This is a genomic window from Lactiplantibacillus herbarum, from assembly GCF_001039045.1.
Taxonomy (GTDB): Bacteria; Bacillota; Bacilli; order Lactobacillales; family Lactobacillaceae; genus Lactiplantibacillus; species Lactiplantibacillus herbarum.
The window spans coordinates 46119-61287 of record NZ_LFEE01000012.1 but is presented as its reverse complement, the minus strand read 5'-3'; the positions used below and the strand labels follow the sequence as shown (position 1 = coordinate 61287).

At 43.7% G+C, this 15169-nt stretch carries 18 protein-coding genes; 4 read left to right on the top strand and 14 right to left on the bottom strand.

Annotated elements, in window-relative coordinates; all coding sequences use genetic code 11:
• Positions 1-19: 19 nt before the first annotated feature.
• The 5 genes from ACG95_RS03710 to pplA all read right to left on the bottom strand — a co-directional run bounded on the left by ACG95_RS03710 (position 20) and on the right by pplA (position 5201).
• Positions 20-820, bottom strand: a complete 801-nt coding sequence (locus tag ACG95_RS03710; protein ID WP_047999209.1) for an energy-coupling factor transporter transmembrane component T family protein — start codon at positions 818-820, stop codon at positions 20-22.
• The gene (locus tag ACG95_RS03705) at positions 810-1709 is read right to left on the bottom strand and encodes an energy-coupling factor ABC transporter ATP-binding protein (protein WP_047999208.1); all 900 of its coding nucleotides are present in this window, start codon (positions 1707-1709) and stop codon (positions 810-812) included. The genes ACG95_RS03710 and ACG95_RS03705 overlap by 11 nt, the downstream gene beginning before the upstream one ends.
• The gene (locus tag ACG95_RS03700) at positions 1685-2527 is read right to left on the bottom strand and encodes an energy-coupling factor ABC transporter ATP-binding protein (RefSeq protein WP_047999207.1); all 843 of its coding nucleotides are present in this window, start codon (positions 2525-2527) and stop codon (positions 1685-1687) included. The genes ACG95_RS03705 and ACG95_RS03700 overlap by 25 nt, the downstream gene beginning before the upstream one ends.
• 86 nt (positions 2528-2613) lie before the next feature.
• Entirely contained in the window at positions 2614-3723 is a 1110-nt protein-coding gene (locus ACG95_RS03695; RefSeq protein ID WP_047999206.1) for an FAD:protein FMN transferase, read from the bottom strand.
• 551 nt (positions 3724-4274) lie between these two features.
• Positions 4275-5201, bottom strand: a complete 927-nt coding sequence (gene pplA / locus ACG95_RS03690; protein WP_047999205.1) for an extracellular electron transfer flavoprotein PplA — start codon at positions 5199-5201, stop codon at positions 4275-4277.
• A 279-nt stretch (positions 5202-5480) separates the two neighbouring features.
• Between pplA and ACG95_RS03685 the strand changes: the two genes are divergently transcribed.
• The 4 genes from ACG95_RS03685 (at position 5481) to ACG95_RS03670 (ending at position 9549) form a co-directional block, all read left to right on the top strand.
• On the top strand, positions 5481-7391 hold the full coding sequence (locus ACG95_RS03685; protein WP_047999204.1) for an FAD-dependent oxidoreductase: 1911 nt from the start codon (positions 5481-5483) through the stop codon (positions 7389-7391).
• Positions 7392-7484: 93 nt separating this feature from the next.
• Positions 7485-7976 (top strand): NusG domain II-containing protein, encoded by a 492-nt coding sequence (locus ACG95_RS03680; protein WP_047999203.1) that lies wholly within the window; start codon positions 7485-7487, stop codon positions 7974-7976.
• Positions 7977-7981: 5 nt separating this feature from the next.
• The gene (locus ACG95_RS03675; protein WP_047999202.1) at positions 7982-8551 is read left to right on the top strand and encodes a Gx transporter family protein; all 570 of its coding nucleotides are present in this window, start codon (positions 7982-7984) and stop codon (positions 8549-8551) included.
• 5 nt (positions 8552-8556) lie between these two features.
• Positions 8557-9549, top strand: coding sequence for a polyprenyl synthetase family protein (locus ACG95_RS03670; protein ID WP_047999201.1), 993 nt, complete (start codon positions 8557-8559; stop codon positions 9547-9549).
• A 356-nt stretch (positions 9550-9905) separates the two neighbouring features.
• Here the strand turns inward: ACG95_RS03670 and rplQ are convergent, their stop codons facing one another.
• From rplQ to rplO, 9 genes are all read right to left on the bottom strand, one after another.
• On the bottom strand, positions 9906-10289 hold the full coding sequence (rplQ, locus tag ACG95_RS03665) for a 50S ribosomal protein L17 (RefSeq protein ID WP_047999200.1): 384 nt from the start codon (positions 10287-10289) through the stop codon (positions 9906-9908).
• Between the two features lie 21 nt (positions 10290-10310).
• On the bottom strand, positions 10311-11255 hold the full coding sequence (locus tag ACG95_RS03660; protein ID WP_047999199.1) for a DNA-directed RNA polymerase subunit alpha: 945 nt from the start codon (positions 11253-11255) through the stop codon (positions 10311-10313).
• A gap of 86 nt (positions 11256-11341) precedes the next feature.
• A complete protein-coding gene (gene rpsK, locus ACG95_RS03655) occupies positions 11342-11731 on the bottom strand; it encodes a 30S ribosomal protein S11 (RefSeq protein ID WP_047999198.1) in 390 nt (129 codons plus the stop codon).
• A 24-nt stretch (positions 11732-11755) separates the two neighbouring features.
• Positions 11756-12121 carry a 30S ribosomal protein S13 gene (gene rpsM / locus ACG95_RS03650; protein WP_047999197.1) on the bottom strand — a complete coding sequence of 122 codons (366 nt, stop codon included), beginning with the start codon at positions 12119-12121 and terminating at the stop codon, positions 11756-11758.
• A 27-nt stretch (positions 12122-12148) separates the two neighbouring features.
• The gene (rpmJ, locus tag ACG95_RS03645) at positions 12149-12268 is read right to left on the bottom strand and encodes a 50S ribosomal protein L36 (RefSeq protein WP_003638083.1); all 120 of its coding nucleotides are present in this window, start codon (positions 12266-12268) and stop codon (positions 12149-12151) included.
• Positions 12269-12304: 36 nt separating this feature from the next.
• Positions 12305-12523, bottom strand: coding sequence for a translation initiation factor IF-1 (gene infA / locus ACG95_RS03640; protein ID WP_047999196.1), 219 nt, complete (start codon positions 12521-12523; stop codon positions 12305-12307).
• Between the two features lie 174 nt (positions 12524-12697).
• Entirely contained in the window at positions 12698-13348 is a 651-nt protein-coding gene (locus ACG95_RS03635) for an adenylate kinase (RefSeq protein ID WP_337588703.1), read from the bottom strand.
• A gap of 63 nt (positions 13349-13411) precedes the next feature.
• The gene (gene secY, locus ACG95_RS03630; protein WP_047999194.1) at positions 13412-14707 is read right to left on the bottom strand and encodes a preprotein translocase subunit SecY; all 1296 of its coding nucleotides are present in this window, start codon (positions 14705-14707) and stop codon (positions 13412-13414) included.
• A gap of 1 nt (position 14708) precedes the next feature.
• The gene (gene rplO / locus ACG95_RS03625; RefSeq protein WP_047999193.1) at positions 14709-15140 is read right to left on the bottom strand and encodes a 50S ribosomal protein L15; all 432 of its coding nucleotides are present in this window, start codon (positions 15138-15140) and stop codon (positions 14709-14711) included.
• Positions 15141-15169 lie beyond the last annotated feature (29 nt).

Sequence of the window (15169 nt, the reverse complement as noted above, 5' to 3'; positions counted from 1 at the left end):
CCCCACGCTCATTATTAAACTAAGCTCGTAACAGGATCAGAGCAACGGTTAGGACGGCAAAGCTAATGGTTGCCCATGTATCGCGCATTTGCCACTTCAGGATACGGAACTTACTACGTCCCTCTCCGCCTTGATAACCCCGGGCTTCCATCGCTGTGGCCAAATCTTCAGCCCGATTAAATGAACTAACGAACAATGGAATCAGCAATGGTACCACGGCGCGCATTTGCTGGAAGATATTACCTTCCCCAAAGTCGACACCACGAGCACGTTGCGCATTCATAATCTTTTCCGTTTCATCCATCAACGTTGGCACAAAGCGCAACGCAATTGATAACATTAATGCGACTTCGTAAACGGGAAAGTGAACCACTTTTAATGGCATCAGAATATATTCAATCGCATCAGACAGTTCCAGTGGTGGCGTCGTCAACGTGAGTAACGTTGACATAAAGATAATCAGCACGAAGCGACAGAAGATATACACCCCGTTGATCAGCCCACTCTGGCTAATCGTGATAATCCCCCACTGGAAGTAAACGTGCCCACCACCGGCACTGAACAACACTTGTAGGACCACGGTGAACAGAATCAACCAAATCAGTGGTTTAACCCCATTGATGAAGAACGACCACTTCACACCTGAGAGATAGATAGCAGCTAATGTGAAGGCAAATAACACTAAATAAGTTAGCCAACTATTCGCAATAAAAATAATGCCGATAAAGTAAAAACTTAGAAGTAGCTTAGCACGCGGATCCATCCGGTGAACGACCGAATTTCCCGGAACATAGCGACCAAAAATCAATTTATTCATCATGGGCAGTACCCTCCCCAAAATGACTAGGTGCTAGACTGGGTGCTAATTGAGACTTAAGCATTTGCGCTAGTTCGTCTTCCGTCAGTGGTAACTGGTCAAATTGCCAGCCTTGCTCCCGTAACGTCTGTGCAAAAGCGGTAGTCTTAGGAAGCCCCAATTGATGTTCAGTCAACCACTGAGGGTCCGCAAAGATTTCTCGTGGCGTTCCCGTCTTCACAACGCGTCCCTGATCCATCACAATGACATTGTCCGCATAATCTGCGACATCATCCATCTGATGGGTAACGAGGACAACAGTCAGCTCCTGCTCATGACGCAAGCGAGCAAACATTTGCATCATTTCCAAACGCCCCTGGGGATCAAGCCCCGCCGTTGGTTCATCCAGTACTAATACTTTGGGTTGCATTGCCAGTACTCCAGCAATGGCGACCCGTCGCATCTGACCACCGGATAAATCAAATGGTGACCGTTCTAATAGTGATTGATCTAAACCAACTAGCGCCAACATTTTGGCAGCCGTTTGGTGCGCATCTTCCTCACTGACACCGAAGTTTTGTGGACCAAAAGCAATATCCTTTACGACCGTTTCTTCAAACAACTGGCTTTCAGGAAATTGAAAGACGATGCCGACTTGTTGGCGCAAACTCTTCAGGTCCTTATTACTCGTTGTCGGTGTGATGACGCGTTCACCAATCGTGACAGTCCCACTGGTTGGTTTTAATAGCGCATTGAGGTGTTGCAGTAAGGTCGACTTACCACTACCGGTATGGCCAATCAACGCGGTATAAGAACCGGTTGGAATCGTGACATTAATATCGGTTAACGCATTCGTTGCGAACGGGGTGCCCGGTTGGTAAGTAAAATCTACTTGTTTGAACGTAATTGCCATAACCAGTCCGCCATCCCTTTCTCAGTTAAATACGTTGCTGGAACTTGCATCCCTTGCCGTTTCAACGCTGCTTTCAAACGTTCAGCGTACGGCATGTCTAAGCCCATCTTAATCAGTTCTTCGCCGTGTTGGAAAATTTCAGCCGGCGTTCCCTCTTCTTTGAGTTCACCGTCATTGATCACGAGGACCCGGTTAGCACTAGCAGCCTCATCAATATCATGCGTAATCGACAGGACGGTTAAAGCTGACGCCGCCTTCATTTGTCGAATCGTTGCCAAAACTTCTTGGCGCCCACGCGGATCTAACATTGAGGTGGCTTCGTCAAGAATCAGGATTTGGGGCTGAGCCGCAATCATTCCGGCTAGAGCCACTCGCTGCTTTTGCCCACCTGATAGCCGTGCTGGTTCACGAGTAGCAAAGTCCTGCATATCCACTTGTTTTAATGCAGCTGCGACCCGTTTAAGCATCTCGTCACGAGGAATCCCTTGGTTTTCCAAGCTGAACGCCACGTCATCCGCTACGGTCGCACCGACAAACTGGTTGTCAGGATTTTGAAATACCATGCCAATTTTGGTCCGAATATCCCAGACGGTCTCTTCTGATAAGACTTGACCGTCAACAGTAATCGTCCCGGCCGCCGGCGCTAGTAAGCCATTGAGGTTTTTGGCTAAGGTCGACTTACCAGAACCGTTGTGGCCAACGATCGCCACCCATTCACCTGGAGCCACCGTAAACGAAATGTCCCGTAACGTTAGTTCGTCAGCCGCCTGTTGCGGATAACGGTAATTTAAATGTTCAACGTCAATAATCGAACTCACGATGGTCCCTCATTTCCTTAAAATTCATGCTTATTATCATAACATATCTCAAGCAACTTGTATCATCCCAGTTCTGCGCGTCAAGCCTACTTCAGATCACTGACTGGTCCTAATTTGTAACCCTCGTCACCAAACAACGTAAACTTCTTCTTCAAGTTGTCTGAAACGTAGACCTTTTTATCCTTAGTAATGAAGATGGCACCGATACCTTGATCTGATTTACCATTAATATACTTCATCCCTGCTTTTAAGCCCTTATCAAAGGTCGCTGTCGATAAGCCATCGCCATCAACGGACTTCTTAGAAATGATTGAAACACCCATCAAGTTGTTTTGATAAGGCGAACCCGTCTTAGGATCCATCAAATGACTATAAACTTTACCGTTCTTCTTCAAGTAGCGTTCATAGATACCAGACGTTACGATCGACATGTTCTTAGCTGGCAGTGAACCGATCGCAGTCCCACGAGAAGCTTTCGGATCTTGAATCCCAACGGTCCAGTTCCCAGACTTAGTGCCTTTAGGACTGTCACCCATGACATAGATGTTCCCACCAAGGTCAATGATCGCCGTTGAAACACCGTGATTTAAGAAGTAAGTTTTAACTTGATCAGTCATGTAACCCTTAGCGATCCCACCAAGGTCCAGCTGCATGCCTTTTTCTTCAAGATAAACGGAATGCTTCTTATCATTTAACTTGACCTTCGTATAATCAACTAACTTAACGTTTTGATCAATTTCTTGTTGCGTTGGCACTTTAGCATCTGAGAAACCGATATGCCACAGTGAGGTAATCGGTCCGATTGCGAGATCAAACGATTCATCCGAGTTCTTACTGTAGTAGTAAGCTGCTTTGATCATTGGATAGATATCCTTGCTGACAACCACTGGCTTTTTACCAGCGGCAGCGTTGATCTTATCGATTTCTGAACCCTTTTGGTTGACCGTTACCTTCTTAGCCTCTTTTTTAAGCAACTTAAAGGCACCGGCTACCACGTTGTCCTTACCCTTGTTGTAGACGCGCAACGTTACAACCGTTCCCATCATAAACTGGGTATCTTCGGTAGGCGTCTTCACAACTTTAGTGGGCTTAGGCCGATTACTGGCCGCTTTTTTACTACTGCTAGTGCCACATGCCGTAAGAGGCACGAGTAACATCGCAACTAACCCAATCTGGAGCCATCTTTTTAGTTTCATTCCCAATACTTCCCCTATTATAATTTCACTCATTATTATACCAAAATTTCAGTTTAGCCTGTGTTAATGATTTAAAATTGCATGTACTGGATGACAGTCTATAACTGATGATAACTGAACAACTATCAGCTAGTTCTATTTTTATAGCGATCAATCAAATTAAATCTTGATACATCTAATCAATATTTTGAAGCTCAACCTAGCCGTGAGGGGTAGTCTGACAATGCTCAGGCATGAAATTACACTTAGCTGAGTGGTTTGCTCAGGTTAGTGTAAGGCCGAGTTTTGAGATTGCCAGCGGGTTCGGCTGGTGAGCTCAAAACCGTGCCCATGGCGTTCCAGCGTTGTCCGACTGCCCCGGTAGGCGAACAAATTCCGCATGTACAGCATCGTAATAAATCTAGCTAAGAATCTTTAACTACCTGCCATATTCCGGCAGCATCAGAAACATTTCACAGACAGCAACTACCCCAGAGCTTCAGGTATCCGTAAAAAACAAAAGGCCCTCAGCATGCGCCTCAGGCCTCGAAAATAATCAATGTTAAATTGCGTTATTCAGAGAAAATCATGTTGTCGACAGTGATGGTCTTCCTATCGCCATTTTGTGCAGCATTTTGTAATTGTTCTGCGTACATAATGAAGGTATTTGAAGATTCAGTAGCACCAGTCACAACGTCAACCTTAGTAGGGTCACTGTTCTTAACCAATGACTTGTTTAAAGCTGGTTGGTAAGTCTTAGGGTTAGTCTTGGCGATCTTCTTCATTTGTTTGTTGTATGAAGCGTCGTCAACTTTAGATTTACCATTCTTGTTAACTTGGTTGTATTCAGACTTAGTAATCTTGTTATCCTTAACCGTAATTGAGAATGTTACTTTGTAACCGTGTGAGTAGTTCTTTTCGTTCAACGTGTAAGTACCATCTTTCATCTTGGCACCGTTGTTGATCTTGATAGTAGAAGTATTGCCAGCTTGGGCAGCTTGAACTAATTGTTGTGTATAGTTTTGGAAGGTCTTTGATGATTCAGTTGCACCAGTCACAACGTCGATTGAGCCAACGTTACCAGTAGAAGCTGAGGCCGTCAAAGTCTTGTTCAACTTAGGCATGTAAGTCTTAGGATTAGTTCCGGCAACTTTCTTCATCTGCTTGTTGTATGAAGCATCGTCAGATTTTGACTTGCCACTCTTGTTCACTTGATCATAAGTAGACTTCGTGATTTTACCGCTATCGTTAACGGTAAGACTGATCTTCGTCCGGTAACCATGTGAATAATTTTCTTCTTCGAGGTTATAAGTACCCGCTTTCATTTTACTTCCAGTGGTTAACTTAGCAACCTTAGTGGTTTGTGATGACGAACTCGAAGATGAACTCTTCTTTGAAGATGATGATGAAGAACTTGATGAACTGCTCCCACAACCTGCTAGTGCTAGTGCTGAAACTGCAATAACTGATGCACCCGTAACAACTGACTTAAATTTCATAATATCCCACTCCCTAATCTTTTTGTATGAAAATTCACATTAATCTTAACGTTTACAGAATCAATAGTCAATAATAATTGATAAAAAATATAATATTTAAGTCAATACCACCAGCAATGGCAGCGTTTTTCAAGTTTGTAATTTAGCCATAGCTTTCGTGGCGCATATAATGTGATTGATTATGCATTCTTATCAAGAATCAATAGACAACCGCTTACATTATCGTTATAATTGTAAGTGAAATTATATTTTTATATTATTCAAGGGAGTTGTTACGCAATGGCAAAGAAGAATATTGTCGTTGTCGGTGCGGGGTTTGCCGGAGTTTACGCAACCAAAAAACTGTCTAAGCATTTCAAAAAAAATGCGGACGTTGAGATTACGTTAATCGATCGACATTCATACTTTACGTACATGACCGAATTACACGAAGTCGCCACTGAACGGGTGGAACCTGAGCATATCCAATATGATCTGCAACGGTTATTTGCACGACGGAAGAATGTTCGGCTAGTTACGGATACCGTAACGGACATCGATAAAGACAAACAAACGGTTACTACGACAAACGGCAGTTATCAATATGATCAGTTACTCATTAGCTTGGGTGGCGAATCAAATGACTTTGGGACTCCCGGAGTTAAGGAACACGGCTTCGAATTATGGTCCTTCGAACAAGCCATGGCATTACGTTCTCATTTATCAGCAATCATTCGTCGTGGGGCCGCTGAACTCGACCCTACTAAACGTAAGGCTATGTTAACGTTCACGGTCTGTGGTCCTGGCTTCACCGGTTCTGAATTAATTGGTGAACTGATCGAATACCGTGACGTTTTGGCACGTGACAACAAACTAGATCCTAGTGAGATCACGTTACAATTAGTTGAAGCGGCACCAACGATCATCAACATGCTCAACCGGACGCAAGCCGGTAAAGCTGCGAAGTACATGACCAAACACGGTGTCGATATCATGACTAACTCCATGATTACCGAAGTCTGTGAAGATCATGTTAACCTCAAGGACCAAGATCCAATCAACACCTACACGTTGATCTGGACTGCTGGTGTTCGTGCTAACAGTATCGTTAAAAAGTTCGGTATCGAAACCAACCCTCGTGGTGGCCGTTTGATGGCTAACGAGTTCATGCAAGCTAAGGATTGTAACAACATTTTCTTAGCCGGTGACTCAACCAGTTACCAAGAACCCGACCAACCACGTCCAGTCCCACAAATTGTTCAAGGTGCTGAAGAAACAGCTGCCAAAGCTGTTGAAAGTATTATCAAGAACGTTGACCATACCGACACCACTATCAAACCATATAAGGGTGCTTACCAAGCCTCTGTTGATTCGATTGGTTCAAAATATGCCGTTGCTCAAGTGCTGGACAATTGGAATGTTTCTGGTTTTATCGCCGTCTTATTGAAGCACGCGATTAACTGGATGTACTACGTTCAGATTTTCTCTGGCTACTACCTATTCCAATACTTCATGCACGAATTCTTCCGGACGCGCAATAATCGGAATGTCTTCCGTGGTTGGGTATCACGAGCTGGTAACGTCTTATGGAGTGTGCCACTACGATTCTTCTACGGGTCAATGTGGCTCTGGGATTGTTGGACGAAGGTTCAGGGATCTGAATCTTGGTTCACTGACAAACTACGCTTACCATTCGATTGGATTACCGTAGCCGCAACTAGTGGCGCCTCACAGGCAACTAAAGCCGCAGCAACTAGTGGTGCTTCTGAAGCCGCTACGACAACTGCAAAAGCTGCTAAGGGTGTCTTCAGTTTATCTTACATGTATGGAAAAGATCCTTTGATGGTCTTCGACAAGATGCCACACTGGTTCGAATCAATTACTAAGTTCTTCGTTCCTAACATGCAGATGGCACTCTTCTTCCAGAAGTTCATGACTTGTGTTGAAATCATTATTGCCTTATGTATCTTCTTTGGCCTATTCACTTGGTTTGCCAACGCCGTTACAATTGGTTTAGTCGTCGTCTTCTGTTTATCAGGGATGTTCTACTGGGTCAATATCTGGATGGTCTTCGTGGCCTTAGCATTAATGAACGGTTCCGGCCGGACATTTGGTTTAGACTACTGGGTCGTTCCGTGGATGCAAAAGCACCTCGGACATTGGTGGTACGGTAATGTTAGCTCACATTACGATGCTGTCAAAACCCGCTAGATGCGTTATAATTAATTGAATAGTTTCCCGATGGTTCAAGGGTGGCTTTTTTCCCTTGAACCATTTTTATATCATTGAATTGGAGGGCCAACGATGCGTAAATTACGAGCAATGAACCACGTCCTCAAACGTTATGGGGCTATGATCAAACCGTTTGATATTATTATTATTGTTGCGTTAATTCTGCTATCGTTCACTCCACTAGCAATTTTTTCATATCAACAAAAACAGCAAGCTGAACAGGCAGCTGCAATTGCTAAAAAAACGGCCCAAACTAATCGAACCGCTTATACCGCGGTCGTCTCGCATAATGGTACCGTTTTAAAACGGGTCAACCTCACGACGCTCACTAAGACGAAACACTACACTTACCGTGAAAAAGATGGTCACTACAATACCATCACGTTCAAACCAAAACAGGTCGCTATCACGAAAGCCAACTGTTCCGATCAAGTCTGCGTCCGCCGCGGCTGGATTCACAAGCCCGGCCAGACAATCGTCTGTTTGCCACACAAATTATTAGTAGAGATTAAATCCAGCAATGGCCACGTTAAATCTGGCGGCAACGGTTTAGTTACGGAGTAAACTCATTGAATAATTCATTTGAACAATCAAATAAAACGCATCGCAATATCTACATTGCTTTGCTAGTTGCTCAAGGTGTCATCATCGGTATCCTGGAACGAATGATTCCCTTCCCGTTTGCCTTTGCTCCTGGTGCCAAATTGGGACTGGCTAACTTGATTACAATCGTCGCCATCTTCACCCTGTCCTTTCGCGATGTCTTTACGTTAACCTGGATGCGATTGATTCTAAGCGCCCTCCTCGGTGGGACCCTATCCACTTTTCTCTATAGTTTCGGAGGCGCCTTTCTGAGCCTGTTTGCGATGATCCTAGTCAAGCAACTGGGACCTAAACGCGTGAGTATCATTGGTATCTCCGCTACTGGGGGTGTCATGCACAACGTTGGTCAGCTCTTAGTTGCCAGTCTCATCGCTCAGACCTGGACCGTTATGCTCTACCTGCCGATCTTATCGATCATTGGTTTAGCAGCCGGGGGTGCACTGGGGATTGCTGCTAACTACTTGTTCACCCACGTCACGATTCTACAATATCTCAAATTCAATCATGAAAACCAGCCTGATCAAACAAAGGAGTAACACTTATGCAATCGGCAACGCAATTACATCCAATCTGGCGTGATTACCCGGCCCTGCAACCGGAACTACAGCAAGTGATGCAACTGATGACTAGCAACATTAATATTCCAGATTCAGCTATTAATGATGCCATCATTACCATGATCCATGGTGGTGGTAAGTTACTACGCCCTGCTTACTGCCTACTCTTCTCACAGTTCAAAGAGACCGACCGGCAACGCATGATAGCCCTATCTGCCTCACTTGAAACATTGCACACTGCAACCCTGATTCATGATGACATTATCGATGATGCTGAACTACGACGACACCATGCCAGTATTCAGGAACAATTTGGTAAGGATATCGCAGTCTATGCAGGAGATTATCTATTCGTAGTCGTGTTCAAGATTCTGGCTAAATATTCGAGTAGCTTTAAGAGTATCCAGATGAATTCAGAGAACATGGAAAAGATTCTGGTAGGAGAGGTTCAGCAGAAGGACCGGCACTACCGGATCAATATCACAATGGCTGAATACTTGGAACAGATTCAGGGTAAAACAGCCGAACTATTCGGTTTAAGCTGTTTTCTAGGTGCCTATGAATCTGGGCAATCCACCCGCATCGCCCAGCGTGCTCGCAAGACAGGGATTGCAATTGGCATGGCCTTTCAGATCTTGGATGATATCTTGGATTACCAAGAAGGCAGTCAAGAGACTGGTAAGCCGGTCCTAGAAGACATCGCAGAGGGTGTCTACACCTCACCATTAATCTTTGCACTTCAGACGGACGCTAAACAAGAACTACTACCACTGATGCGGCTTCAGGGTGCGATCTCAGCTGACCAACGCCAACGGGTCCAAGAACTCGTGATTGCAGCTGGCGGCGTTCAGCGCGCTCAAGAACTAGCAACCAAGTACACGAATGAAGCTCTTGCCAGCTTATCCAAACTACCTGACCAACCTGCTAAAATGGATCTCATTAACCTGACTCAGCAATTATTGAACCGCCATAATTAAAGATTTGCACGTCGAATAACCCGCACACCTATCAAACATAGTGTGCGGGTTATTTCGTTATGCTAACTAATAAGGACCAGTCGATCACGCTAGAATGACAATTCAGACACCTAACACTGTGTTAGCCACAGATAGCCCTTACCGATAGCGATAGCTAGACAAAGAAAAGGACCGTTAGCAGGGTTACCCCCACTAACGGTCCTCTCATTGACTGGCACTAAAAAAATCACTTAGAACTGCGATATGCCATCTATGTTTACCATAAACAACTTCCGAACTAGACTTAGTTACCACGTAAGTAACCATCATCATAGCGTCCGTAAATCATCAGTCCCAGTGATCCGTAAAAAATTTAACTAGTCAACGAGTTCCAAGACAACCATTGGTGCACCGTCTCCACGACGAGGCATAGTCTTGTAAATTCGTGTGTAACCACCATTGCGGTCAGCATATTTAGGAGCAATGTCACTAAATAACATTTGCAAAGCAGTTTGTACAGCTACATTGCCGTCGTCTTCTTTAACATCAGCAACGACGTCACGCATAAATGTAGCGGCCTTACGACGGGCAGTTAAATCACCCTTCTTAGCCAACGAAATCATTTGGTCAGCAGTTGAACGAACTTCCTTAGCACGGGCTTCGGTAGTTACAATCTTGCCGTTAACGAGTAATGACGTGGTTAAATCACGTAATAAGGCACGACGTTGTGAACTTGTACGTTGTAATTTACGGTAACTCATGAACGATATCCTCCTTTGTAATTAGTCTTCTTTGCGTAATGATAACCCAAGATCAGCTAATTTTGCTTTAACTTCCTCGAGTGACTTGCGTCCAAGGTTACGAACCTTCATCATATCAGCTTCAGTCTTGTTAGTTAATTCTTGAACCGTGTTGATACCAGCACGTTTCAAACAATTATATGAACGGACGGAGAGATCTAACTCTTCAATCGTCATTTCTAACATCTTTTCCTTATGCGTTTCTTCCTTCTCGACCATTACATCAGTGTTCTTAGCTTCATCAGTAAGGTTTACGAAGATTGAAAGGTGATCAGTCAGGATTTTGGCTGATAAACTAATGGCTTCACTCGGAGTGATCGAACCATTTGTCCAAACGTCTAAGGTTAACTTATCAAAATCATCACGTTGACCAACCCGCGTGTTTTCAACTTGGTAGTTGACACGTTCGATTGGAGAATATAATGAATCGACAGCTAAAACACCAATTGGCATGTCATCTTCACGATGTTTGTTATCCTCAGCGGAAACATAACCACGACCAGTATTTGCGGTCATACGCATATGGAAGTGTGCCCCGTCTGCTACGGTACAAATTGCTAAGTCTGGATTCAAGACTTCTACGTCCGCATCACCAATGATATCACCGGCAGTAACGTTTGCAGGACCCTTAACGTCAATTTCTAACGTCTTGGTTTCGTCTGAACTTAACTTGAGCGCAACCTTCTTAACGTTCAAGATAATAGCTGTAACGTCTTCCGTTACACCTTCAACCGTTGAAAATTCATGAAGAACGCCATCAATTTGAATACTAGTAACAGCAGCGCCAGGTAAAGAAGAAAGAAGAATCCGACGAAGTGAATTCCCTAAGGTTGTCCCATAACCACGTTCAAGTGGTTCTACAACAAACTTACCGTAGTTGTCGTTTTCATCAATTTTATGAATGTTAGGTTTTTCAAATTCAATCATTCTTATCTTTTACCCCTTTCAAAGCGCGCAGTGTTTAGTGATTGTGCGTACAAAATGAAGTTATCCCTCAAAATGAACGTCACAGATTAAACACGACGACGCTTTGGAGGACGAGAACCATTATGAGGCACTGGTGTTACATCGCGAATTGCGCTAACTTCCAAACCGGTAGCTTGTAAAGCACGGATTGCGGCTTCACGACCTGAACCAGGACCCTTAACAGCGACTTCAACGACCTTCATACCATGTTCCATTGATGCCTTAGCAGCAGCTTCTGCAGCCATTTGAGCAGCAAAAGGAGTTGACTTACGACTACCCTTGAAACCTAATGAACCAGCTGATGACCATGCAATAGCGTTACCTTGCATGTCAGTGATCATTACAAGCGTATTATTGAACGTTGAATGAATATGAGCCACACCGGCTTCAATATTCTTCTTTACCCGACGACGACGGGTTGTCTTTTTAGTTGCCATAAAATTCGAAAACCTCCTTTATTATTATTTTTTACGTCCAGCAATGCTAACTTTTTTACCCTTACGAGTACGAGCATTGTTCTTCGTGTGTTGTCCACGAACTGGTAAACCACGACGGTGACGCATACCACGATATGAGCCAATTTCTTGTAATAACTTGATGTTTAAGCTAACTTCACGACGTAAGTCACCTTCAGTTTTGTAACCATCAACGACGGCACGGATCTTATCTTCTTGATCAGGAGTTAAGTCGCGTACACGGACGTCTTCGGAAACACCAGCGTCAACAAGAATCTTTTGTGCAGTAGTGTTACCGATACCGTAGATATAAGTCAAACCAATGACAATACGCTTGTCACGTGGTAAGTCAATCCCTTCAATACGAGCCATTAATATTTCACCTCCAACTTAGTTAAATTATTTACCTTGACGTTGCTTATGCTTTGGATTAGCAGAGCAGATAATCATCACGCGGCCTTTACGACGAATCACTTTACAGTGTTCGCACATTGGCTTAACAGATGGTCTTACTTTCATGAATTTTACCTCCTATTAAGGTACGTAGAATCGAAGTTACTTGAAACGGTAAGTAATCCGACCCTTAGTTAAATCATAAGGTGACATTTCAACTGTTACCTTGTCACCAGGTAAGATCCGAATGTAATGCATTCGAATTTTACCAGATACGTGTGCCAAGATTTCAGCGCCGTTTTCAAGTTCAACCTTAAACATTGCGTTAGGCATCGTTTCTTTGATGATACCTTGAATTTCGATGACGTCTTCCTTTGCCAAATACAGTCCCTCCTTATTCTAAGATTCCGTGCTACCACGTATTGGTCCGCTTTTCGAACCAGTCATTGTCTAAAATAACATTAAAATAATATCAAATCAGTCAACGGCTAAACCTGAATAAGTTTATCACAACGGCCTTTGAAAAGCAAACACCGCGTACTGGGAGCCTTGGTTTTAAAGGGTATCAAGAATCTTTTTGATATCTTGATAAACATCATCAATGTCGCGATCACCGTCGACATTGTAAAGCACTTTTTCTTGTTCGTAATAATCGATCAATGGCGTGTTCAACTTAACGTTGACATCCAAACGATTCTTTACGGTTGCAGGTTTGTCATCATCTCGTTGATAGAAATCATGACCGCCACAAACATCACAAGTGCCATCTACCTTAGGCATGTTGTATAACTTATGATAAGTTGCACCACATGTCCGGCAGATGAATCGACCGGAAAGTCGTTCAACTAATACTGATGGTTCAACATGAATGTTGATTACACCATCAAGTGGTTTGTTAAGTTCTTCGCCAATCGTTTTCAAAGCATGAGCTTGGTCAATGTTACGTGGAAACCCATCTAACAAGAAGCCGTTTTTCGTATCTGCTTCAGCTAACCGGTCACGGACGATGCCATTAGTGACTTCGTCTGGAACCAAGTTACCCTTATCAATATACTTTTTAGCTTCCAAGCCCATTGCTGTTTCGTTCTTAATAGCTGCTCGGAAGATATCCCCGGTTGAGATATGTGGAATATCAAAATCTTCAAGAATCTTCTGAGCTTGAGTACCCTTACCGGCACCCGGTAGACCCATTAAAATCAGGTTCATTGTTCCCATGTTTTTTCCTCCTGAATGCACAAATGTGCTGAGTTTCCTCAACACATTCGTTGATTAACGAATGAAACCGACGTAATCACGCTTCATCATTAATCCTTTTATTTGACGAATTGTTTCAAGGGCAACCCCAACAACAATCAATAAGCTTGTACCACCTAAACCAATGGATTCATCTAAGCCCCAAATATCAGAAGCTAACAATGGAATCAAAGAAATCAACCCAAGGTAGAGGGCACCAACTGTACTTAATCGCATCAACAATTTTGAAACCCAGCTTTGCGTATCCTTACCTGGCCAAACGCCAGGAATATAGCTGCCTTGCTTCTGCAAGTTCTTGGAGAGTTTCTCAGGATTAACCTGAACAAACGCATAGAAGAACGTGAAGAGCACAATCAATACGGTGTATAGGATCGCACCGATCGTAGACTGCATATTGAAGATACTAGTCAAAACTGTGTACCAAGTATCCTCACCATGACTGGATTGAAAACCTAGCAAAATTGTTTGGGGTGTCGCAATGAAAGAACTCGCGAAAATAACAGGAATAACCCCGGCAACATTCACCTTCAGTGGTAGGTAACTACTGTCAGGCGCACCAGCTGCACGACGTGTGTATTGAATCGGAATACGGTCGTTAGCTTGTTCGACCCACGTTACAAACATAACGATGATCAGAACTAGCAAAGCCAACCCTACAACGAACAATCCACTCTTCCACCAGTCGCTCTGTGAAACATTAACGAACTGTTCTTGATAAATTTGCGAAATCGATGTTGGGATACGGGCAATGATCCCGGCGAAGATGATAATGGAAACCCCATTACCAATCCCACGATCCGTAATCATATCACCCAACCAAGTAGTCAACATAGCTCCACCAGTGAGGATAACCCCAATGGTAAGGTATGTTGAGACACCTGGGTTATTAACTAATTTAAGTTGACTTAAAGAGTTAAAACCCGCGGTAATCCCGATCGATTGAACAAAGGCCAAGACGATGGTTAACCATCTGGTTGCTTGGTTAAGCTTCCGACGACCAACTTCACCCTGTTTGCCCCATTCAACAAACTTAGGAACAATGTCCATTTGTAACAACTGAACGATGATTTGTGCAGTAATGTAAGGGGATACCCCCATAGCAAGGATAGAATAATTTGTTAATCCACCACCACTGAATGTATTCAACATACTTATCAGCCCTGAAGACGCAACCGACTGTAAAGCCTGCGCGTTAACTCCAGGAACTGTGATATAAGAGCCAAGACGAAATACAATCAAAACGCCCAAGGTGAACAGAAGTTTATTCCGAATATCCTTTACTTTGAGAGCGTTCTTCATGGTAGTCAGCAAATTAGATCACCTCAGTTTTACCGCCAGCAGCTTCGATGGCTGCAACAGCTGTTGCAGAGAACTTGCTTGCCTTAACTGTTAACTTTTTGTCAAGCTTACCGTTACCAAGAATCTTAACGGCTGCACTCTTCTTAACTAAACCGGCTTCCTTCAATGATGCTGGTGTTACTTCGGCACCATCTTCGAAACGGTTTAAACCGTCAAGATTGACAACCGCATATTCTTTACGGTTGATGTTAGTAAATCCACGTTTAGGAATACGACGGTACAATGGCATTTGGCCACCTTCGAATCCAACACGAACTTTACCACGAGCCTTTTGACCTTTTTGACCACGACCAGAAGTTTTACCTTGGCCACTAGAGTCACCACGACCAATACGACGACGTGAAAAACGTGAACCTTCACTAGGTGTTAATTCATGTAACTTCATTTAGTAGGCACCTCCTCTTTGAAAATTTA

What these genes read in the sequence shown, in the direction of transcription:
- ACG95_RS03710 (WP_047999209.1), bottom strand. Translation starts at nt 820, where the DNA reads ATGATGAATAAATTGATTTTTGGTCGCTATGTTCCGGGAAATTCGGTC.
- ACG95_RS03705 (WP_047999208.1), bottom strand. Translation starts at nt 1,709, where the DNA reads ATGGCAATTACGTTCAAACAAGTAGATTTTACTTACCAACCGGGCACC.
- ACG95_RS03695 (WP_047999206.1), bottom strand. Translation starts at nt 3,723, where the DNA reads ATGAAACTAAAAAGATGGCTCCAGATTGGGTTAGTTGCGATGTTACTC.
- pplA (WP_047999205.1), bottom strand. Translation starts at nt 5,201, where the DNA reads ATGAAATTTAAGTCAGTTGTTACGGGTGCATCAGTTATTGCAGTTTCA.
- ACG95_RS03685 (WP_047999204.1), top strand. Translation starts at nt 5,481, where the DNA reads ATGGCAAAGAAGAATATTGTCGTTGTCGGTGCGGGGTTTGCCGGAGTT.
- ACG95_RS03680 (WP_047999203.1), top strand. Translation starts at nt 7,485, where the DNA reads ATGCGTAAATTACGAGCAATGAACCACGTCCTCAAACGTTATGGGGCT.
- ACG95_RS03670 (WP_047999201.1), top strand. Translation starts at nt 8,557, where the DNA reads ATGCAATCGGCAACGCAATTACATCCAATCTGGCGTGATTACCCGGCC.
- rplQ (WP_047999200.1), bottom strand. Translation starts at nt 10,289, where the DNA reads ATGAGTTACCGTAAATTACAACGTACAAGTTCACAACGTCGTGCCTTA.
- ACG95_RS03660 (WP_047999199.1), bottom strand. Translation starts at nt 11,255, where the DNA reads ATGATTGAATTTGAAAAACCTAACATTCATAAAATTGATGAAAACGAC.
- rpsK (WP_047999198.1), bottom strand. Translation starts at nt 11,731, where the DNA reads ATGGCAACTAAAAAGACAACCCGTCGTCGTCGGGTAAAGAAGAATATT.
- rpsM (WP_047999197.1), bottom strand. Translation starts at nt 12,121, where the DNA reads ATGGCTCGTATTGAAGGGATTGACTTACCACGTGACAAGCGTATTGTC.
- rpmJ (WP_003638083.1), bottom strand. Translation starts at nt 12,268, where the DNA reads ATGAAAGTAAGACCATCTGTTAAGCCAATGTGCGAACACTGTAAAGTG.
- ACG95_RS03635 (WP_337588703.1), bottom strand. Translation starts at nt 13,348, where the DNA reads ATGAACCTGATTTTAATGGGTCTACCGGGTGCCGGTAAGGGTACTCAA.
- rplO (WP_047999193.1), bottom strand. Translation starts at nt 15,140, where the DNA reads ATGAAGTTACATGAATTAACACCTAGTGAAGGTTCACGTTTTTCACGT.